The sequence below is a fragment of the Pseudofrankia asymbiotica genome (assembly GCF_001983105.1).
In the GTDB taxonomy this organism is placed as follows: Bacteria; Actinomycetota; Actinomycetes; order Frankiales; family Frankiaceae; genus Pseudofrankia; species Pseudofrankia asymbiotica.
Window position 1 is genome coordinate 1 of the sequence record NZ_MOMC01000016.1, and the last position, 20,687, is coordinate 20,687.

At 72.9% G+C, this 20,687-nt stretch carries 18 protein-coding genes; 10 read left to right on the plus strand and 8 right to left on the minus strand.

Going from position 1 to position 20,687, the window contains the following annotated elements:
• Together BL253_RS08955 and BL253_RS08960 are read left to right on the plus strand one after the other, a co-directional pair.
• Positions 1-438 (plus strand): IS630 family transposase (locus BL253_RS08955; protein WP_116438840.1); only part of this gene is annotated, 438 nt, incomplete at its 5' end.
• Positions 439-510: 72 nt separating this feature from the next.
• Positions 511-1,161 carry a formylglycine-generating enzyme family protein gene (locus BL253_RS08960; RefSeq protein ID WP_076815422.1) on the plus strand — a complete coding sequence of 217 codons (651 nt, stop codon included), beginning with the start codon at positions 511-513 and terminating at the stop codon, positions 1,159-1,161.
• 84 nt (positions 1,162-1,245) lie between these two features.
• Here BL253_RS08960 and BL253_RS08965 read toward each other — a convergent pair whose 3' ends face one another.
• Entirely contained in the window at positions 1,246-2,046 is an 801-nt protein-coding gene (locus BL253_RS08965; protein WP_241834637.1) for a TetR/AcrR family transcriptional regulator, read from the minus strand.
• 78 nt (positions 2,047-2,124) lie between these two features.
• Here BL253_RS08965 and BL253_RS08970 point away from each other — a divergent pair, with 78 nt between their 5' ends.
• Positions 2,125-2,586 (plus strand): VOC family protein, encoded by a 462-nt coding sequence (locus tag BL253_RS08970; protein ID WP_241834638.1) that lies wholly within the window; start codon positions 2,125-2,127, stop codon positions 2,584-2,586.
• Here BL253_RS08970 and BL253_RS08975 read toward each other — a convergent pair.
• The 3 genes from BL253_RS08975 to BL253_RS08985 are packed head-to-tail and all read right to left on the minus strand — an operon-like array spanning position 2,580 to position 4,821.
• Positions 2,580-3,650 (minus strand): phosphatidylethanolamine N-methyltransferase family domain-containing protein, encoded by a 1,071-nt coding sequence (locus BL253_RS08975; RefSeq protein ID WP_076815426.1) that lies wholly within the window; start codon positions 3,648-3,650, stop codon positions 2,580-2,582. The genes BL253_RS08970 and BL253_RS08975 overlap by 7 nt on opposite strands.
• Positions 3,647-4,441 carry an SDR family NAD(P)-dependent oxidoreductase gene (locus tag BL253_RS08980; protein ID WP_076815428.1) on the minus strand — a complete coding sequence of 265 codons (795 nt, stop codon included), beginning with the start codon at positions 4,439-4,441 and terminating at the stop codon, positions 3,647-3,649. The genes BL253_RS08975 and BL253_RS08980 overlap by 4 nt, the downstream gene beginning before the upstream one ends.
• Before the next feature lie 11 nt (positions 4,442-4,452).
• Positions 4,453-4,821: a hypothetical protein gene (locus BL253_RS08985; RefSeq protein ID WP_076815430.1), complete on the minus strand. Its 369-nt coding sequence runs from the start codon at positions 4,819-4,821 to the stop codon at positions 4,453-4,455.
• A 153-nt stretch (positions 4,822-4,974) separates the two neighbouring features.
• Between BL253_RS08985 and BL253_RS08990 the strand changes: the two genes are divergently transcribed.
• Positions 4,975-6,603 carry an acyltransferase family protein gene (locus BL253_RS08990; protein ID WP_076815432.1) on the plus strand — a complete coding sequence of 543 codons (1,629 nt, stop codon included), beginning with the start codon at positions 4,975-4,977 and terminating at the stop codon, positions 6,601-6,603.
• A gap of 56 nt (positions 6,604-6,659) precedes the next feature.
• Here BL253_RS08990 and BL253_RS08995 read toward each other — a convergent pair whose 3' ends face one another.
• Together BL253_RS08995 and BL253_RS09000 are read right to left on the minus strand one after the other, a co-directional pair.
• Positions 6,660-7,718: a 2-hydroxyacid dehydrogenase gene (locus BL253_RS08995; protein WP_081438139.1), complete on the minus strand. Its 1,059-nt coding sequence runs from the start codon at positions 7,716-7,718 to the stop codon at positions 6,660-6,662.
• Positions 7,719-7,826: 108 nt separating this feature from the next.
• On the minus strand, positions 7,827-8,696 hold the full coding sequence (locus BL253_RS09000) for an SCO6745 family protein (RefSeq protein ID WP_076815434.1): 870 nt from the start codon (positions 8,694-8,696) through the stop codon (positions 7,827-7,829).
• A 179-nt stretch (positions 8,697-8,875) separates the two neighbouring features.
• On the opposite strand from BL253_RS09000, the gene BL253_RS09005 reads away from it, so the two are divergent.
• Positions 8,876-9,583 (plus strand): Clp protease N-terminal domain-containing protein, encoded by a 708-nt coding sequence (locus tag BL253_RS09005; protein WP_076815436.1) that lies wholly within the window; start codon positions 8,876-8,878, stop codon positions 9,581-9,583.
• Positions 9,584-9,893: 310 nt separating this feature from the next.
• Here the strand turns inward: BL253_RS09005 and BL253_RS43550 are convergent, their stop codons facing one another.
• Complete coding sequence (locus BL253_RS43550) at positions 9,894-10,511, minus strand: expansin EXLX1 family cellulose-binding protein (RefSeq protein WP_241834639.1); 618 nt, start codon at positions 10,509-10,511, stop codon at positions 9,894-9,896.
• 28 nt (positions 10,512-10,539) lie between these two features.
• On the opposite strand from BL253_RS43550, the gene BL253_RS43555 reads away from it, so the two are divergent.
• From BL253_RS43555 to BL253_RS09030, 5 genes are all read left to right on the plus strand, one after another.
• A complete protein-coding gene (locus BL253_RS43555; protein ID WP_241834640.1) occupies positions 10,540-10,728 on the plus strand; it encodes a hypothetical protein in 189 nt (62 codons plus the stop codon).
• Between the two features lie 402 nt (positions 10,729-11,130).
• Complete coding sequence (locus BL253_RS45795; protein WP_241834641.1) at positions 11,131-11,631, plus strand: MerR family transcriptional regulator; 501 nt, start codon at positions 11,131-11,133, stop codon at positions 11,629-11,631.
• Between the two features lie 6 nt (positions 11,632-11,637).
• Complete coding sequence (locus BL253_RS45800) at positions 11,638-11,910, plus strand: TipAS antibiotic-recognition domain-containing protein (RefSeq protein ID WP_274535196.1); 273 nt, start codon at positions 11,638-11,640, stop codon at positions 11,908-11,910.
• Between the two features lie 650 nt (positions 11,911-12,560).
• On the plus strand, positions 12,561-14,354 hold the full coding sequence (locus BL253_RS09025) for an HNH endonuclease signature motif containing protein (protein WP_241834642.1): 1,794 nt from the start codon (positions 12,561-12,563) through the stop codon (positions 14,352-14,354).
• Positions 14,355-14,672: 318 nt separating this feature from the next.
• A complete protein-coding gene (locus tag BL253_RS09030) occupies positions 14,673-15,218 on the plus strand; it encodes an NADPH-dependent FMN reductase (protein WP_076815442.1) in 546 nt (181 codons plus the stop codon).
• Positions 15,219-15,466: 248 nt separating this feature from the next.
• On the opposite strand, the gene BL253_RS43570 is transcribed toward BL253_RS09030, so the two are convergent.
• Positions 15,467-20,686, minus strand: a complete 5,220-nt coding sequence (locus BL253_RS43570; protein ID WP_076815444.1) for a helicase HerA domain-containing protein — start codon at positions 20,684-20,686, stop codon at positions 15,467-15,469.
• Position 20,687: the final 1 nt, after the last annotated feature.

Consider the following 20,687-nt stretch of genomic DNA (forward strand, 5'->3'; position numbering starts at 1 on the left):
GAGTACGTCCGGCACGGCACCGTGTCACTGGTCGCGGCGATGGACGTCGCCACCGGCGAGGTCCTCGGCGAGATCATCCCCGGGAAGAACAACTCGGCGAACTTCACCTGGTTCCTGACCAGGCTCGCCGAGGCGATCGACCCGACACTGAAGATCTACCTGGTGATGGACAACGGGTCGAGCCACACCGCGCACGCGACCCGGCGGTGGCTCGCGGCCCACCCCCGGTTCGTCGTGACCTACACCCCGAAGCACGCCAGCTGGCTGAACATGGTCGAGATCTTCTTCTCCACCCTCACCCGCCARCTCCTGCGCCGCGGCGACTTCACCTCCCGCGACAACCTCGCCAACAAGATCCTCCACTTCATCGAAGTCCACGACCGCACTGCCAAGCCATACCGCTGGACCTACACCGGCGAGCCCCTGAAAGCCGCCTGATGACAACCCCAGCAAGACTTACGCGGAGCTGCACTAGAGTTCCTGGCCGTGGGGACAGGCGTGGAAGACGCGATGATCGCGATCCCGCCGGGGTCGGTGACGCTGTCGGACCGGCGGACGCGGCGTACCTGGTCGGTCGAGCTCGCCCCCTACCGTCTCGGCGCGTTTCCGATCACCCAGGCGCGGTACGCGCAGGCGACCGGGCGGCGTCCGAGCGCGGTCGACGGGGACCTTCTGCCCGTCGAAGGTGTCTCCTGGTGGGACGCCGTCCGTTTCTGTAACGCCCTGTCGAGAAGCGAGGGGCTGACGCCGGCCTACGACATCCATGCCGACGCCGAGCACGTCGAGTGGGACATCGCCGCCGCCGGATACCGGCTGCCCACCGAGGCCGAATGGGAGCACGCCTGTCGTGCGGGCACGGCGGGCCCGAGGTACGGACCGCTTGACGAGATCGCGTGGTACCAGCACAACGCCCACGGCCGGGTTCATGAGGTGGGCGGCAAGCTGCCCAACTCGTGGGGGCTGCACGACATGCTGGGCAACGTGTGGGACTGGTGCTGGGACGTCTATGACGCCGAGGTCTACGGCACCTACCGGGTGTTACGCGGCGGCGGCTGGGCCGACGAGCACTGGAGCTGCCGAGCCTCGGTGCGCCGCCGCAGCCATCCGAACTACCAGGTGGACGATGTCGGCTTCCGGGTCGCGCGTTCTGGCCTGGTCTGATTCCGCGTTCCGGCCAGCGGTTCCGCTGTTCCGCGAGCGGCGTCGATCGCGGGCGAGGACGGGCGGCGAACGGCCGATTCGGCGTCAACCGGTGCCGTCGGCGCTGAACTCCTCGCCTGGTGGACCCGACTCGGCGCGCTTAATGAGGAAGGCCAGGCCGTCCAGGACGCGGGCCAGGCCGAAGCGGTACGCGTGGCCAGGGTCGTGGGCGCTGCCATGCGCCTCACCGGCGGCGGTGCCGACCCGGCTGGCCAGGGGATAGCGCCGTTCGTCGAGCACCTGGGCGAGCAGCGGGCCGACGCTCGCCCACCACTGCGCGTCGTCGCCGGCGGCCGCCACGGTGGCTGCCTGGTGCGCCTCCCTGGCATTGGCCTGCACGAAGGACAGCAGGTGGGTCAGGCAGTCATCCATCTCCACATCGGAAAGGCCGAGCCCGTCGAGCGCGGCCAGCTCGTGTTCGTACTTCGCCATGAGGCCCGGTCCGAGCGGCGGGCGCAGCGTCGAGATCTCGGCGGCCCAGGGATGCGCTGAGAAGAGGGCTCGGTTCTCGTCGGCGATCGCGGTCAGGCGCGTGCGCCAGGACGCGCCCGTGGTGTCCGCGCGCGGCATCCGGAGGTAGACCGCGTCCAGCATCAGGTCAAGCATCTCGGCCTTGCCCGGTACGTAGGTGTAAAGGGTCATCGGCACGACACCGAGCGCCCGGGAGACCGCCCGCATCGTCACCGCGGCGAGCCCTTCCCGGTCGGCCAGGCCGATGGCGGTGTCGACCACGGAGGTCAGCTCCAGGCCTCGCGCCGGTCCACGGCGGGACGGTGCGAGCGGCTTTCCCCACAGCAGCGCCAGCGTGCGTGCCGGGTCACCGGATCCCGAGCGTTCATCCGTCACCTGGCCATCTTCGTACATCAAACCCTGTACTCTGTACAATGTACGCCGTACGGGGTTAACGATCCCGAAGGGCCAACAATGAAGATCAGCTCCTCCGCGGTATCGCTGAACGTCGACGATGTCGAGGCGTCGGCGGGCTTCCTGACCCGGCACTTCGGCTTCACCGAGCAGCTGGCCGCGGCGGGATTCGCCTCCCTCGCCCGCGACGACGCCGGCATGAACGTCGTCTTCCTGCGGCGTGGCCTGCCAACGCTTCCCGCCGACCAGCGCGACGACCACGCGGGCGGGCTCATCCTCGCCTTCGTCGTCGACGACCTGGAGGGCGAGCTCGCCCGGCTGCGGGGTGAGGGCGTGGCGATCACCATGCCGCTGACCGAGGAGGAATGGGGCGAGCGGGCCTTTCAGGTTCGCGACCCGAACGGCGTCATCGTGCAGCTCGTCGACTGGAACGGATCGGGCGCCCAGACGGCGACGCCCGGCGACGGCGCGGCCGACAGCGACGCGGCTGGCGACGATACGGCTGGCGACGACACTCAGTAGATCCCGGGGATGATCCGCCAGCGCACGCGGGCGCGGTACTCGTCCCAGAGCGGGCCGTACTTGGCGGCGCAGCGGCGGTCGTCGTCGATCTGGCGCGGCACGAGGAGGCCGACGTAGTAGAGGGGGTACAGCCAGGGCACGGGGTCGCCGGGCGTGCCGAGGGCGAGGGTGATGCCCGCGGCCATGAGGATCTCACCGAGGTAGTTGATGTGGCGGGCGGCGCCCCAGAAGCCGCCGCAGAGCAGCGTGCGCTCACCGTCACTGACCGCGCTCGGCTCGAGCAGGCCGAAGGCGCGGGCAGTGGGGTGGCGCTTGAAGAGGAACTTCTGCATGTTCGCCCCGCGCGCGAGTGTCCAGCCGGCGAAGAAGACGATGCCTGCGAGGACCATCAGCCAGACCGGCGCGTGTGGGTCGGGCTCGCCAGCCCGCGCCCAGAGGCCCACACAGTAGAAGTACGGGTAGAAGACCAGGCAGCCCCAGCCGAGCTTGAAACCCACCCGCTCGGCGAAGAGGTCGTAGGTATAGAGGTGGACGTGCTCGAAGGTGAGGTAGTCCACGACGAAGTAGGTCAGCAGCCCGGCCGAGAGCGCGACGGCGGCGCTGAGGTGGCCGGTCGCGAGCCGCTGGTGGGCGGCGAACGACAGGACGTTGAGCTCCAGCAGTACCGCGCCCGCCAGGTAGAGCCACATCTTCGCGTCGACCCTGCCGCCACGCCAGCGCGGGTTCTCGCGGCGGCCCAGGTAGAGGTCGGCGAGCAGGGGCTTCCCGGTCGACGGGGCGGTCAGGACGAGGGCGGCGGTGAACACCAGGCCGAAGACGCACGCGCCGGCGAGCTCGGCCCAGCGGTGACGCCAGAGCTCGTCGGCCGGCACCGCGTCCACGGCGACGAGCACCACGGCGATCCCGACGGCGGCCACCAGGACCGCGAGGCCGTTGAGCCGGTAGCGCAGCGGCCGGCCTTGATCGTCGCGCACGTAGCCGTCGATCCAGCGGCCGGGCAGGGCGACATGCAGGGCGAGGATGGCGCCGAAGGCGATCCACGGCAGAAAGAACCCGAGGATCACGGTGCGTCGAACCCCTTCACGGCGCGGCCCATGATGGCGGTGGCGGTGGCACGCGGCAGCAGACGGCGCAGGACGAACGTGGCGAGCTTGTTCACGCGGCCCGGGGTCACGAGCGCCGTCCGGCCCAGGCCCGCGAGGGCGGCCTCGACGACCTGATCGGGATCGAGGGTGCCTGGCGCGTCGCGCCCGACGGTCGCGGCGTAACCGGGCGTGCGCACGGCTCCGGCCACACACGCGAGGACGTCGACGCCGACGGGGCGCAGCTCGGCGTGCAGGCTCTCTGCCAGCGACGTGGTGAAGGCCTTGCTGGCGGCGTAGGCGGCGAGGCCCGGGCCGCCCTGGTTACCGGCCTGCGAGGACATCAGGACGATCGTGCCGCGGCGGCGCTCGATCATCGCGGGGGCGAGCTGGTGGATGAGAGCCAGTGGGCCGCGGACGTTGACGTCGACGAGGCGCTGGGCGTGCCGCGGCGGATGGTCCAGCAGCGGGCCCGTGAAGGAGAAGGCCGCGTTGTAGACGGCGGTGCCGATCTCGAGCCCGCTGCCGGCCGCGGCGAGGCGGTCGGCGAAGCCCGGCTCGGCGAGGTCGGCGGCCAGCGTCCGCACCTCGACCTGGTGTTTCGCGGCCAGGCGCTGTGCCGTCTGTTGGAGCGGCTCGGGACGGCGCCCGACGGCCAGGACGTGCAGGCCGCGCCGGGCGAGGGCCTCGGCCCAGGCAGCTCCGAGGCCCTCGGAGGCCCCAGCGACGACAGCCCACGGCCCATGTGGTTTATGAGTGCGGAACGCGGCCATGTATGTCTACTTTATCCAGAGCATCCCGTACTGCGCGCCAGCCGGACATCGAGCACGTTGAGGCTTCCGTCCGAGCTCTCCGCGTTGGGGTTCCACACCAGCTTGAAGTCCGGCGAGATGCCCTTCACCACCTTGTGCCACCGAATCCAGCAGGACTTGAAGTTGGCGGCGTCGCCCGGCTTGACGCTCCAGCGGTACCAGTTGCCGTTGAACTCCCAGTTCAGCCGGATGAACGCGTCCTTCGACGGCCAGTCCTTGACGAGTTCGTTCGTGAAGGTCCTGATGGCCGTCGCGTCGCCGGCTGCTCGCGTCCTCGGTTGCCTGCGGGTGAGGGATCGGTGTGGGCCGTGACGCCCGGGCCCACGGTGATCGGCGGGCACCAGCGAACCCTTTGAGTAGCGTCTCGGTTGCCCACGGTCAGCACTGCTGTCGCGGACGCCAGGCTCGCCTGACAGGTGAACCCAAGGTTAGCGGGATAGAAGGGTGCAAAAGGCCAGTAGGTGGGCAGTCCGAGAGTTCTGAGGGGAGTGCGGATGGCAGAGCACGGACACGACTCGGAACACGGGCAGCGCCGCGTGAACGCGGTGGCGCGCAGCCGCCCGGTGGCCGAGGACACCCGGGCGGGGACCCTGCTGGCCGGCCCGGCGCCGCCGCGGCTGCCTGGCCAGTCACGGCTGCCCGGCGAGTCACGGCTGCCCGGCGAGTCACGGCTGCCCGGCGAGTCGCGGCTGCCCGGCGAGTCGCGGCTGCCCGGCGAGTCGCGGCTGCCCGGCGAGTCGCGGCTGCCCGGCGAGTCGCGGTTGCCCAGGCAACCGCGACCGGGCCCGCGGCCGGTCGGCCCAGCCGGCTCCCGCGGACAGGTCGTTCGGACGGTCCGAGCCCGCGAGCGCGGCGGCGCCAGACCCGGTGGTTACAACCCGGCACTCGACGGCATCCGGGCGCTCGCGGTGCTGTGCGTGCTCGTGTTCCACATGGATTCGCTGCCCGGCGGCTACCTGGGCGTCGACGTGTTCTTCGTGCTCAGCGGGTTCCTGATCACCGGGCAGCTGCTGGCCGAGCGGGACCGGACCGGCGGGGTGTCCCTCGCGCGGTTCTACCTCCGGCGTGCCTACCGGCTGATGCCGGCGTTCTGGCTCCTGGCCCTCGTGGGCCTCACGGCGGTCGTGCTGCTGGGGTTCGGTTCGGCTGGCGAGCGGTCGGAGTTCCTCCACAGCCTGGCCGCGTCGATGCTGTACGTGAACAACTACTTCCAGGTGGTGAGCCAGAGCACGGGGGCCGGCTGGCTGGGGCACACCTGGTCGCTGTCGCTGGAGGAACAGTTCTACCTGCTCTGGCCGCTGGCGCTGCTCGCCCTGTGCCGCCGGCCCTCGCTCGCCCGCCGGCTGCCCCTGGTCCTGCTGGGTGGGGTGGCCGCCGTCGTGCTGTGGCGCGATGTCCTGATCGCGTTCGGGGCTTCCGGGACGCGGACGTACTTCGCCCTGGACACCCGCGCGGACGCGCTCCTGGTCGGCTGCGCGCTGGCCGCCTGGCTGCGGGCGGCCCGGCGCGGCGTGGCTGGCCTGGATGGCGCGGACGGTGCGGACGGTGCGGACGGCGAGGGCGCCGCCGCGCTCGTCTGGCAGCGTCGCCTCAACCGTGTGAAGGCCGTCCTGCCCGTGGTCGGCCCGGCCGCGCTCGTGCTACTGGCCGTGGCGACGGTGACCGCGCCGAACGGCTGGGGCCCACGGCCGACCTCGCTGTCCTACGGCGGCTACACCGTCGTCGCGCTGCTTGCCGGGGTGGTCATCCTCGCGCTGGAGCAGGGGACGACGAGCTGGCTGTTCCGCGTCCTCGCCGCGCGGCCGCTGGCCTGGCTCGGCCGGATCTCCTACGGTCTCTACCTCTGGCACTTTCCCGTGGTCGCCCACTGGGGCCACGGCCTGACCGGCGCGCTCGGCCGGTGGCCGGCGATCCTGGCGGTCGCCGCCATTTCCGTCGCGCTCGCGGCCGCGTCGTACTACCTGGTCGAGCGGCCCATCCAGCGCCGCCGCCCCGCGGGGCCGCGGCGCGGGCAACCCAACGTGAGCCCGCATCGCCGCCCAGCGGCGACGTCGGCTGTCACGGGCGCGGGCGTTCGCGCCGAGGACCGGTCGGCGGACACGAGGGTCCGCGAGGCCTGCTGAGACCGGGGTCGCCGCGGTTTGTGGGCCTGGTCCCGGCCGCGCCGGGCTCGTCGGTCTCAGCGGAGCGTCGCGCGGATTCCCAGGCTTCCGCCGTTCGTGCCGGTGCCATCCCCGGCCCGAGTGTCATCCCCGGCCCGAGTGCCGTGCCCGGCCCGAGCGCCGTCCCCGGCCCGGGTACCGGCCCCGGTGCCGGGGATGACGACGTTGCGCGGGGGAGCGCCCGCCGCCAGGGCGTCGATCTGGTCGCGGACGAGAGCGACGACGCGCGGCCGCATCGCGGCGCTGTGCCCACCGACATGGGGGGAGAGAAGCACGCCGCCGAGGCTCCACAGGGCGTGCTCCGGCGGCAGTGGCTCGGGATCGACGACGTCGAGCGCGGCGCGGACCCGGCCGGCCCGAACCGCCTCGACCAGGTCGTCGGTGACGACGACCTTGCCGCGGGCGACGTTCACCAGCAGGGCACCCGGCTTCATCGCGGCCAGGAACTCCCGGTCGACCAGGCCCGCCGTGCCGGCGTTCAGGGGCACCGCGAGCACGACGATGTCCGCGCCCGGCAGCAGGTCCGGCAGCTCGTCGACCGCCGACACGACGCCGTCGGGATCCGTGCGGCGAGTCGCCGCCACCCGGATGATGTCGACCTCGAAGGGCCGCAGGCGACGGATGATCGCCCTGCCCACGCCGCCCTGCCCGATCACGATCACGCGCGAGTCCGCCAGCGACGGTGATCCGGTGTGTGCCCACCTGTGAGCCGCCTGAGCATGCACCAGGGCCGGCAGCCGTCGCTGGCTGGCGATCATCAGGCCGATGGCGAGCTCGGCGGTGGACGCCTCGTGGACGCCTGCGGCGTTGCTGAACGTGAGGCCGGCGGGAAGCGCGGCGCCGACAGCCTCGTAGCCGATGGACTGGCTCTGCACGAGCAGGGGGTGCAGGCCCTCGAGAGCGGCGAGCACGGTCGGATCGGACATGTACGGCACGACGACGAGGTCGAGATCCGGCCGGGGTGGTTCGCCGGACATGTCCCAGACCAGCACGTCCGTGCCGGGTGTGGTGGCCAGCGCCTCGCGGAGTTCCTCGGTGGGAACACTCACGACCAGCGACCGGCGGGGGTGGGACACGAGAGTCGTCTCCTGGAGTCGAGCGCGCCCGGGCGGGACGCGCGGGCATCGGTTCCCGGACGCGGTCAGCCGACGGCGACGCGACGCGTCAGCCGATACCGGCGCGTGTCAGTGGACGTCGGCGGCACGCGGGTCGGGAACGCCGACGGGGTTGGGCCACATCAGCAGTGTGGCCGCGGCCTGGGCGACCGGGGCCAGCAGCGCGGCGGCGCGGTCGACGGCGGCCGGGCCGAGCGCGTCCCAGGCAGGGCTCGCGAGGCGATCCGTCGTCGCCTCCAGGTCACGGGCGGCGGCCAGCGCGGCCCCGGTCGGCGCATGGGCGGCGTCCAGCCAGCCGCGAGCCCGCAGCCGGTCGGCCGCGGCGTCCCACTCGTCGTCGGTCCAGCCGCGGATCCGCTGGTAGAAGGCGCGGTCGGTGCCTCCCATGCTGACCCGCCAGACGAGGCTCTCCGGGCCGTCGAGACCGGCGGTGACCAGGGCGGCGACGTGCCCGTCGCCGCGGTGCTCCCGCAGGATGGTGGTGGCCTGCCAGACGGCGCCGAGCGGGTCGTCGGGCCAGGGCAGCGCGGCGTTCGCGGCGCCGAGCACCCGGCCGGCGACGGGCGTCCGGTCGACGGCCGACCGCAGCAGCGCGGCCAGCTCGGTGAGGCCGTCCGCGCCGATCCCGGCGACCAGCGGGCCGAGCGCCGCGCGGGCGCCGTCCAGCCGGACGGCCAGCGCCTTCTCCGGCGAGATCCGGGTCCAGACGTCCGGCAGCGCCCTGGCGACCATGGCGGGCGCGAACCCGAAGAAGGCGCCGACGACCGGCCCCGCCTCGACCGGCCCCAGCGGTGCCGCCCGGCCGGCGAAGTACCCGCGCCAGTAGCCCCGCAGCCCGGCGTTCTCCCACGCGGCCAGGCTGGCTGGCGCGAAATAGGTGACCGCGTGCACCGGCTCGAACAGCCGCCACATCCGCTGCGCCACGTTTGTCTCGACCATGACCCCACACAATTCCGCTCATTGACCGAGGTCAAGTCCGGCTGCGTCCTCCCGGGAGATTCTCCGGGAACCGGGCGTTGCCGGGCGGTTCCCGCGTCTCGACGACCGCGCCAGCGCCGTCCGGCGTGACGATCTACCCTTGAACCGGGGGGAACACGGATACGTCTAGGGGACCGCCGATGTTCGAGAGATTCGCCGACAGTGCCCGGCGTGCCGTTGTCCTCGCGCAGGAGGAGTCAAGGGCGCTCGGCCACGACAGGATCGGTACGGAGCACCTGCTGCTCGGCCTGGTCCACGACGAGGCCGGGCCCGGGGGCGTCGCCCTCGCCTCGTTCGGCCTGACCCTGCCCGATGCCCGGGCCGCGGTCCAGGCGATCGTCGGCGTGACCGAGCCCGCGCCGGTGGCGCACATCCCGTTCACCCCCCGCGCGAAGCACGTCCTGGAGACCTCGCTGCGGGAGTCGCTGCTGCTCAGCCACGCCCACGTCGACTCCGGGCACCTCCTGCTCGGGCTGCTGGCCGAGCGCTCGGGTGTCGCCGCCGAGGTCCTCTACCGCGTCGGCATCGACCTTGAGGAGGCCCGCCGCCGCGCTCTCGACGCCATCGCCGCCGCACCGGCGGACGCCGCGCCGGCGGACGCCGCGCCGGCCCCGACACCCATCGCGCCGCGGTCCGTGGTCACGCAAGCCAACGCGAGGGCACACAGGATCGCCGTACAGCTCGACCAGGCGAAGACGGCGAAGGACGCCGCCCTCGACGCCGGCGACTTCGCGACCGCGACCGCGATGCGCGAATGGGAGAAGAGCCTGCTCGCCGAACGCGCCCAGCTGGCCGCGGCCCCCAAGCCCGGCGGCCGGACCCCACCGCCGCTCGATCCGCCTCAGTAGCTCCACGCCAGCGCTGCGCCGGCTCCACGCCAGCGCTCCATGCCAGCTCTGCGCCAGCGCCACGCCAGCTCTGCGCCAGCGCCACGCCAACGCCATGCCAGCGCCATGCCAGCTCTGCGCCAGCGCTGCGCGCGGCCCGCGCCTCGTCCGACCGCGGGCCGGACTCGCGGCCCGAGGGTGAGGCACGCGATCTGCGACCACGTTAGGTTCAGTATCGGATGCTTGGTGTCATCGATTCGTCGAGGCGCGGGTGCGAGTGTGGCCGAAGGCGCGGTCTCTCGTCCTGGCAACGGCCGTGCGGTGACCGTGCTCAGTGCTGGGCGAACTGGCTGTTGGTCGTCTGCACGGCCGAAGGCGCCAGGTTCACGGTGTGGACAAGCTGCTCGCCGTACAGATCGGTGATCCGGACGGTGAACGGCCCCGGGCCGAGTCCTTGGGGCGCGACGAAGTAGTTCCACATCTCGCGTCCAAGGGCGACCCACGACCCGTTCACACGCACCTCGRGCGACACGACCGGGTTGCGGTGGTTACGGACCTGGATGGCCAGCCAGTATGCCGACGATCCGTCCTTGATCTGGTACTGCACGGGACCGAGGCTGGCCGGGCTGACCAGCCGCCAGGTGACGTTGACCTGCCCCGGGACGCCGCCAGCGATCCGCTCAAACGCCTGCGGGCTCAGGTCGACGTGGCCGGGCCCGCATTCCGGGCACCGGTCGGTGACCTTCACGACGGTGYTCCCGCCCGGACCCTTCACCTCGATGTAGGCGCCGCACGCGCGGGCGTTCTCGTAGTCCAGCTCGTTCATCGCCACCACCGGCATGGCGGGGTCGTTCAGGCGGTCGAACATGCAGTTGCCGCCGCCGTCCGCGTCATAGTGCGTCGCCGGGCCGGAGTAGACGACGCCGGGCCGAATTCGTCCGGCGCTCACCGGGACGGGCGCCGGCGCTGGTGCTGGCGTGGGTCGGGTGGTTGGCGGTGCCGCGGGCGGCATCGCCGCGGCGGGCCTCGTCGGTTTGCCCGGCGCGACCGACGGGCTGGACGAAAGCGACGGCATGGCCGTGATCGACGTGCCACCGGCCATGGGCGGGGTCGTGGTGGCCGTCGATGCCGGCGACGCGGCCGCGATGCTGGTCGGAACCGGCTGAGCCGACCCGCCAACAGTGGCCGGCTGGCAGCCCGCGATGACGACGGCGAGGGCCGCTGTCGCGACGCCCAGCAACGTGCGCCGCAACGGCAGAGTGACGGCGGGGGACGCCAAAGAAAGCCTCCTGGCTGAGGTGCCGCAAACAGCCGACACCGCGCTGCCCCTCCGGAAACTGGACGCTAACGGGCACCAGAACGCCCGTCGAGCGCTAACGACTCGAAAAGCCGGACATGTGACGGACCGTAGGGTGAATGTTGTGCACGGGAGAATTCCCGGATTCGCCAGCTCGTCCAGGTCTTTGGGCTTGTCCGGCCTCGTCTCGCGCCGCGGCGGTCCGCCGGTGCGTCTTCGGACCGTCCGCCGTGCTTGACCCTGCCGCGACGTCAGGGCGCAGAGTCGAGGCGTGGAAGGTGAGAGCGCCGAGGACCTGACCGTCGGACGGGTGGCCGGGCTGTCCGGGGTCACTGTGCGGACGCTGCATCACTACGACCAGATCGGGCTGGCCTGCCCGTCCGGGCGTACGGCGGCCGGTTACCGGGTGTACAGCGCGGCGGATCTCGAACGGCTGCGTCAGGTGCTCGTGTACCGCGAACTCGGCTTCCCGCTGGAGGAGATCCGGGCGCTGGTGACCGACCCGGGCGTGGACACCGTCGGCCACCTGCGCAGGCAGCGAGGGCTGCTGGTGGAACGCGGCGAGCGGCTCGCGGCCATGGTCGCCGCGATCGACAGGCATCTGGAGGCACGCACCATGGGCATGCGACTGACACCCGACGAGCAGTTCGAGGTCTTCGGCACAGACAAGGTCGGCGGTGAGTGGGCCGACGAGGCCGAGCAGCGGTTCGGCGAGACCGACGCCTACCAGGAGTCCCAGCGCCGGGTCGCGTCCTACACCAAGGAGGACTGAGCGCGTCTGAAGGCCGAGAGCGACGCGGCACTGCGCGCGTGGCGCGAGGCGCTGCTGTCCGGTCTACCGGCGGACGGTCCCGAGACGACGGCGTTGGCCGAGGCGCACCGCCAGCACATCACCCGGTGGTTCTACGACTGCGGCTACGACGTTCACGTCGGTCTCGCTGAGATGTATCTCGCCGACGAGCGCTTCACCCAGGTCTACGAGACCGTCACCCCAGGCCTCGCCCGGTACGTCCACGACGCCATCCTCGCCAACGCCAGCGCCCGTGCCTGACCTACGTGACTCGCGCTGGGCGGCCTTTGCGCTGGGCGGCCTTTGCGCTGGGCGGCCTTTGCGCTGGGCCTCCGTGCCGGCGGGCGGGTTGCTGGGCGTGGCGGCTGGGGCCGGGTCTCTTTCGGTGGCGCCGCAGCTAGGCGCACCCCATCACCGCGGGCCATCAGGGTTGCCCCGATCGGGCTTCCGCCCGCGCGGCCGGCCGGCCGCCCGCCGGCCGGCCGCGCGCGCGGCGGTCGCCGGCCCGCGGTCGCCCGTCCGCGGAGGATGGCTGCTCCTGCAGGCCCGAGTCGGCTGGCTTCTCCCGCGGCCGCCCTGGACCTGGGTGTGGTCGATCGCAATGAAGAAGATCGGAGTGAGGACCGTCATCGACGGTCCGAGGTTGTCCGCCAGTCTGGACCGGCAGTTCGGTGCTGGTGCTGGTGCTGGTGCTCGGGCGACGGGGAATGTTGCCCCCGCCTATCACCTGCATGGTCGCTGGGCGGTGTCTTTGCCTCCGATTGCCGCCCGGTCGGCGTCAGCCGCCGATAATAGAGGATTCCCGCTCCACAAAGTGAGTTCCCGTTATTCGGGCTCGAAAAAATAGGGGGGGTCAACCCCCCGAACATCGGGGAGTGGACGCGCGTTCGAATATGTGGTTCCGTTGGGACATGCCCGAGCCGCCCGTTCCCGAGGAACCGGATAACTGGGTGGCCGGAATTCCGGTCGAGCCGGAACCCGGAATTCGGCGCCGCCCGTCGGATGTCAATCGTGGTGATCCTGTGGGAATCGCGCGCGGGAACCGCGCGGTGACGATTTCTCGTGGTGGGAATATTGACGCGGGCAGCATCGGCGACGGCGCCGGTTTTGACAGGCGGCATCATGCGCTGGCTGGGCTGGACGGGGTGGTTGGTGGGTTGAAGACGTTGGCGGGGGCGAACCTGTGGGCGTTGTCCCATGAAGAGGCGTTGGAGTTCCTCGACGCCGCGGAGCGGGCCAGTCGGCTGTTGGGCGCGGTGATGTTCGCGGTGGTCCGGGACCTGGGCTGCCGGGACCTGCGCCCGGTGTTCGGCGAGCAGGACCTGCCCTCGACGGCGGAGCTGCTGCGCTGGCAGCTGAAGATGCGCCCCGTCGACGCCCGGCGCACCGTCGAGTTGGCCCGTGACCTCGACGTCACCTACCCGCGTACCGGCGAGGCCCTGACCGGTATGGCGATCAGCCGCGACCAGGCCATCGTCATCGTCACGGCGCTGCGCGCGCTCCCGTCGGACACCCCGCCCGAACAGTGCCACTGGGCGGAGGAGTTCCTGCTCGCCCAGGCAGAGGTTCTCGACGCCGGCGACCTGACCGCCCTCGGCAGGACCATCCGCGCCCGTCTCCAGGACCAGCTGCACCCGCCCGGCGCCGACCCGCGTGACGACGGCGACCAGGCACGTCGCCGCGAGCTGCACCTGACCGACCAGCCCGACGGCACCACTCGCATCCACGGCACCCTGGACGCCGCGGGCGCCGCCGCGCTGCGCGCCGCCCTTGAGCCTCTTGCCAGGCCCAGGCCCCTCGGTGAACATCCCGAAGACCACCGCACCGTCCCGCAGCTGCGCGCTGACGCGCTCATCGAGATCACCGAACGCGTCCTGGGTACCGGCACCCTGCCGATCACCCGCGGTACCCGGCCCCACCTCACCGTCACGACCACGATCGACGCATTGCTCGGTCACACGGGCGCCGCTCCGGCCACCACTGGCCACGGGCTGGCGCTGTCGCACGCCACCCTGAAAAGAATCTGCTGCGACGCGAACCTCACCCATATCCTTCTTTCCCAAGAAGGGATGCCCCTCGAGCTCGGCCGCACCCGCCGCCTCGTCCCGCCATCGTTGCGCCGTGCCCTGGTCGCGCGAGATGGCGGATGCACGTTTCCCGGATGCCAGAAGAACGCGGCGTGGGCGGACGCGCATCACGTCGTACACTGGCTTCTCGGCGGCGAGACGAACCTCGACAACCTTGTCCTGTTGTGTGGCTTCCATCATCGGGTCGTACATCGGGGAGAATGGGTTGTCGTCATGGGCCTGGACGGTCACCCGTACTTCGTCCCGCCCTATTCCGTCGACCCCCAACGCCGACCCCGCAGAAATCCGCTACACCGCGGCTTCGGGCATCTTTACAGCGGAATCTGGGAACCACCCACGCGCGCGGACGGCGTTCGGTGCGACGACAGGAAGGCCCGCCCGCCCCTTGACGACTGCTGTGCTGGCGAGGCGGCTACCTGCCCCGACGCGGCCGGGCCCGGCGACAGTCCCGCTGCCCTGTTCGGCGAGACCCTCTTCGGCGACACCTTCCTCCTCGCCGACACCTTCCCCGAAGACGACCACGAGGACGGCGACTCACCCGCGGGCGACGCCTCCGGGCAAGGCAGCCAGCCCGTCAACCTGCCATTCCCCGACCGGCGGCGACCGTCGCCTGAGTGACCTACGGTCCAGCAACCCGGCCAGCCCCGACCACGGCCACCCCATCCACCTCTCCATCCGGCACCTCTCCAGCCGGCACGGCGGCCCTCCACAGCCGTCGTGCCGACATGCCATGTTCTGCCCCCCGGCCCCGCCGGTGATCAAGAGAGTGTCGGGTCGGCGTCATGTCGTGTGTCGGGCGGAAGCGGCGCGGGGCAGYGTGGTGTTCAGCATCTGGGGGCGCGAGTAAGGACCTCGGCGGCGGCAGCGGTCAGCCAGGCGGTGGGCCAGGYGGAACGCGGTGCTCGCCCACTGGACGGCGAAACGAAAGGGCGTGGCGTGAGCGTCGAGACGAGGGTTCTGCTCATATCCGGCAGTACACGGGACGGCTCGACGAACACGGCCGCGCTGCGTACCGCCCTAGCCGCCGCCCCGGATGGTGTCACAGCCGACCTCTACGACGGTCTCGCGCGGCTGCCAGCGTTCGTGCCCGGCGACGGCGAGCCCGTTCACCCGGCTGTGGCCGAACTGAGGCGGCGCATCGACGCGGCGGACGCGGTGCTGTTCTGCACGCCGGAGTACGCGGGATCGCTGCCGGGCAGCCTGAAGAACCTRCTCGACTGGACGGTCGGGGGTGGTGAGCTCTATGGCAAGCCGGTCGCCTGGATCAACGTCGCCGCCGAGGGCCGAGGGGGCGGGGCGGATGCCACGCTGGCCACGGTGCTCGGCTATGTCGGCGCGGTTGTCGCGACACCTGGCCCGGTGCGCATCCCCGTGGCACGAGACGCCGTCGGGTCAGACGGGCTCGTCGGCGACGAGCGGGTCCGGGCCGCCCTGGGCGGGGTGCTCGACCTGGTCGCGCACCGAGCCGGGTCGCCGGCCTGATCGCCATGTTGGTCTGACAGTCATGTTGGCCTGACCGTCCGCGCCGTCCGCGCCGTCGCTCGGGATACAGCCACGATCAAGAGCACAAAAGCCCCGCGGACGACGACGGGTCCGTGCTCCGGCCGGGCAGGCCGGTGACCCACCGAGTGGTCCACGGTGTTGACGAGCCTTCATCGATTTTCTGATCTTGAGGTTTCGGATCCTGAAGTATCCGTCGGATCCTGAAGTATCCGTCGGATCCTGAAGTTTCAGCGGTGGGTGCGGATCAGGATGTCGCTGGGCGGCAGCGGCCAGCCGGGGTGGTGGGTGAGGCACAGCGGGGTGGTCACTCGCTGGACGGGGAGGCCGGCGCTCGCGGCGTAGAACTCTCCAACGCCGAGGCGGCCGATCTCCGGGGCCGCGCCGCCGAGCGCCGTGGCCAGCGCGCGGGCCGCGTCGATCTGCGCCGGGACGTTGAGCCGGCCGAGGAAGTGCGTGGTTGCGGCCGCTGAGACCTGCGGGTTCAGCCCCTTCGGGGACTGGGTCGCGAACACCAGGCCCAGCCCGTGATCGCCGGCCTGGTCGAGCAGCCCGAGAGTGCTGTCCGTGCACGGCGTCCTCAGCCCGGCCGGCACGAACATCTGTGCCTCGTCGAGCACGAGCAGGCCGGCAAGTGGCCGGCCCGCCGCCGGGCGTCCGCCAGCCCAGGCGAGCAGCGCCCGCTGCAGCTCGCCGACGAAGGCCTGCCGCGTCTCGTCCGTCGCCAGCCCCATCAGGCTGACCACCGACACGCGGGCGCGCCGTCCCGGCGCCGGGGTGAGCAGCTCGCCCGGATCGGTCGCGGGACCGCCGTCGCCCGCGGTCAGGCGCAGCGGCCGGCCGTCGTCGAGGTTCGGCGTCCACACGACGACGTCGGTGGCCGACAGGTACTCGCGAGCCAGCTCGGCGTCGCCGCGACTCCAGCCGTGCCTGGGCGGCGATGGCCAGGCGTCGCCGAGGCGCGCCAGTTCGCCCGTCGGGTCCAGCACGACCGACGAGACGCCGCGCAGCGCGCACTCCTCGACCAGCCGGCGCACCAGCACCGTCTTCCCCGAGCCGGACCCGGCGAAGACCACCGTGTGCCGGCGCAGCTCCACCAACCGGAGCTCCACCGCGGCCCGGGTTCCCGCCGCCGTCCCGAGTGTGAGCAGCTCCCCGGGCTCCTCGGCCGCACGCGCGGGCTCAACCCGCGTGGCTACAGGCCGAGCCGGTTCGACCGGAGCCGGTTCGACCGGAGCCGGTTCGACCGGAGCCAGTACGGCCCGAGCCGGTATGGCCGGAGCGAGCGGCCGAAGCGTTGCCGGAGCGGCGACTGGCGCAAGCCAGGCGGCGTCGGCTCGGGGGGTTGCCCGTTCGTCACGACCTGCTGACCCGTCGCCGCTGGCGGTCGGCGGCAGCGGAACCGGGATGAGCTGGGGCGTCTGCGCCAGAGCTGGCGCCGACGGGGTGGGGGGAGGGAAAGGCAGGGACGCCTCGGGCGGCGCCGGGGCAGGTGCCGGGGCAACCGGCGCCCTGGGGATGCCGGCCGCCGGGCTCGTGACCGGAACGAGCAGGGCGACCCCAGCTCGCGAAGCCGCCGGGTCGAAGGCGGCCGGCGACTGGGCATTCGTCGCCGCTGGCGAAGCATCCGCCGCGTCGGGCGGAACCGGCGGCGGCGAAGGCGGGATCGTCGGCGCCGAAGGCGCGGGCACCGGACGCGGGTCGGCGTCGCCGGAGTGCACCGCCGCCGTGGGCATTCCCGGCAGCGCCACCGGCACCAGCAGCGGTGCGTCGAGAACAGGGTCCGCCGTCGGCGCGGGCGGCGGCGGAGCCGGCTGGGAACACGCCGGCACGCCGGGGGCGAACACCGGCACCAGCAGCGGCGAGGAGCCCGCGTCGTGGACCTCGTCGTCCGGGCCAGCACCCCAGAGCGCCCTCGGGGGCGACGGCCGCGAGGCACGCGGCCAGTCGGGTGTCTCCGTCGGCCTGGCTGTTTCCGTCGGCCCGGTTGTGTCCGGCCCGGCTGTCTCCGGCCCGGTGCCCGCCGCGCTGGGCGTCTCCGGTCCGGCGGACACCGGATGTCCCGGCTCGGCGGGCGATGTCCCGCCCGGTCGGACTGGCCGCGACGAGGGCGCGCCCAGAGGCGGTGGCGCGGTCCATGTCCGCGGCGCCGCCGCGACGTGGACCGCCGGCGGATTCGTCGATGTCCGCGGCACTGACGGGACCACGGGCGCGGTCGGCGCGGTCATCGGGTCCGGCGACGTCATCGACGCGGCCGACGCGAGTAGCGGCGAGAACGCTGGTAGGACGGCCGGTGCGGCCGGTGCGGCCGGTGCGGCCGGTGCGGCCGGTGCGGGCGGTGCGGGCGGTGTGGCCGAGGCGGGCGGTGTGAGCGGCGTCAGTGGAACCAGCTCCGCCGTGGGCGCAGTCTGCGACGTCAACTGTGCGGATGGCTCCCGAACAGGGGGCGGTGGTGCGGGGACAGGGAGGGCCAGGGGAGCCAGCACGGCGGTCGGCGGCTCGGCCGATGCCGACCATGCCGACGGCATCGGGCGTACCTGGGGGACGGACGGGACCGGCGGCGTCGGTTCCGTCCCCTCGGTCGCGGTCGCGGGCGCCATTGCCGGGTTCGGCAGGTCCGGTGGGGCTGGTGGGGCTGGTGGGGCCGGCGGGGCCGGCGGGGCCGGCGGGTTCGACCAAGGTGCCGGGGCCAGCGGGGGCGGAGTTGGCGCCGGGACGGACGGAACGAGCTGCGCCGTTGGCGGTTCCGGCGATGCCGTGGCCGGCTCCGTTACCGCCTGTTCCACGGCCGGCTCCGCCACCTGCCGCGCCGCCGCTGGCAGCGGTGCCCAGGGGGATGGCGGCCGCGGAGGGACAGGCGCCAGCGTCGGCGCTGGTGTCCGCACCGGCACCGGAGGGCTCGACGGCGTCGCCACCGGCACCGGCACGGCGGGCGACGGCGCGGCAAGGGGGCCCGCCGGCGTCACCGGAGGGCTCGACGGCGTCGCCGCGGTCGGCGCTGGTGTCGGATTCCGTGCCGGCGCGGAACCCCGCGCCGATGAGACAGTCGGTCGCGGGTGCGTGGCGGCGGCATCGGCGGTCCGGGGCAGGGACGCGAGCACGAGCCTCGTCGGGGCCGGGGCCGGGGCCGGGGCCGGGGCGGGGGCGGGGCCGGGGGCAGGGGCGGGAGCGAAGGGCGTGCGGCGGGGTGGCTGGGCGGTCATCACCACGAACGGGTTCGGGGCGGGTGGGGTCGCCGGGGCGGCGACCACCGGGGGGTAGTGGCCTGGCTCGGGAGCGAGCTCGCGGTAGACGGCGTCCAGCGTCGCCGTGAGCAGGGGAGTGGAGCTCGCCGGGCGGCGGGCGAGCAGCCAGGTCTGAAGCGTCGGGTGCCGGCCGTCGAGCAGTTGGCGCAGCGCGGCGAACGTTCGCACGTCCTCGTCGGAGAGGAAGTGGGTGATGCCGCCGGCTCGCTCGAACGCCTCGAGGGCCTCCTGCGTCTTCACGCCCCTGCTCCACTCGGCGGAGCGCAGCACGACCAGCGCCCGCCGTCCGGCCGCCGCGGCGCCGTCGAGCCCGGCGAGGCCCCGGTCGCGGCGGCGGATGCGGCCGCCCTCACCCGCGCCGATCCCGGTGGCGATCCCGGCCATCGTGCAGGCGTTGTTCAGCCTGGTCAGCGCCGTGCCCGGGTGGGTGGTCAGGATCGCCCGGAACGACCAATGCGCCTCGTCGCCGGTCGTCTCGTCGAGAACGCGGCGCAGCCGGGCGTGCAGCGCCGGCTTGGCACTGGGGCGCGCGTCCCGGCTGAACGCGCGCCCGGCCGGGCCGAGCTCGGCGATCCAGGCGTCGAGGCCGGCGGCGAGCAGGTCCGGGACGGCGTCGTCCTCGTCGCGGTCGGCCAGCGCCTCGAGCCCCGGTGCGCCAGCGCGCAGCCGGGCCCAGGCCACGTCCAGCTCGGCGAAGCCGACGACCAGCCGTCGGCCGGCCGGTCCGTCGAGGTCGAACTCCTCCTCGGCCGCGCCGTTGACCATGATCGTGCCGCCGCCGACGGAGATCGGCCCCCCGCTTGCCACCCGTGCCCCAACCGCCGGCAGTGTCCCGTTCCCGGTCTGCGTCCCGGCCGTGGGCCTCGGGCCGAGGGCGGGCACGTCGGCGGCGTCCTCGACGGCGACGTCGTCGAAGGAGCGCAGCTCGATGTAGGTGCCCGAGGCGAGGCAGGCGCGCACGTGTGTGTCGATGTGCTGCAGCAGCGCCCGGGGGGTGTAGTCGCCCGCGGCTAGCAGCGCCTCCGGGCGCACCGGCCAGGTCGGGTATGGCGGGGTGAATCCGATCGCCTGGTAGCGCTGGTCGAACCGGCGGGCGACGAGCTGTTCGGCGAGTTCTCCCGCGCCGATGACGCCGAGTGGGCTGACCACCCGGAACCGGTCGCGCACCGAGCGGACCGCCTGGGTCGCCACCAGGTCCCAGGTGATCGGCAGGCAGGCGAGCAGGCACAGCGTCCTGGTGGTCAGGTCGCGCAACCCCAGCAGGCCGTCGGCGACCTCGTTGACGATCGGGCTGACCCAGGGGTCGCCGGGCCCGCCCTGACCGCCGGGCCCGCCCGGACTACCCGGCCCGCCCGGACTACCCGGCCTGCCCGGACTACCCGGCCTGCCCGGACCCGCGGCGTCGTTCGGCGCGTCGGCGGGGTCGGGGTGGTCGTGGGGGAGATGGGTCTCGGCGGTGGCGGTGTCGATCTGGTCGACGGCGATGACGGTCGGGCCGGTGATCGCGAGCAGTCGGGACAGCTCACGGACGATCTCGGTGGCGGGCTTGGCGGGCGAGCGCATGCCGCGCTCGGCGCGCTCGTTCGGGAACTGCTCCTCCATCGACTGCAGGTAGCCGCGCCCGACGTCCTCGTCGTCGAGGTCGTCCGAGCCGAAGAGCACCAGCGCCCGCAACGTGTCCTGGCAGTCGCCGCCGAGGCGGCGGTCGTAGCTGCGCAGCGCCACGACGAAGTCCTTCAGGTGGACCGGTTCCAGCGGGATCCGGCCGGTGACCGCGTCGACGATCGCGGGCGAGGCGCCGACGGCGTCGGCGAGGCGGCGCAGGAACAGCCGCAGCTGGGTCTCGCCGCCCTCGGCGGGGCGGGTCAGGCCGTCGACGATCGCGCCGATGACGCTCTCCCAGAACGGCGCCGCGCCACCCAGCGGGCCGACGAGGAAGAAATAGCCGCCCGCCTCGTGCACCTGCTCGCGGACCCAACCGAGCAGGTGCGTCTTGCCGGCGCCCGCCTGCCCCTGCACGACGAGGCCCGGCGGGTTGTCCTCGGGGCTCGCCGCCGCGTCGCGGATCGCGTCGAGCAGCGAGCGGACGGTGTCCGCGTGCAGCCCGTTCACATGCACGGGCGACGGGGTCCACACGCCGTCGGCGGTGCGGATCCAGTTCAGGTTGAGGGCGGCGAAGGCGTCGCGCTCGGTGGGTACTGGCATC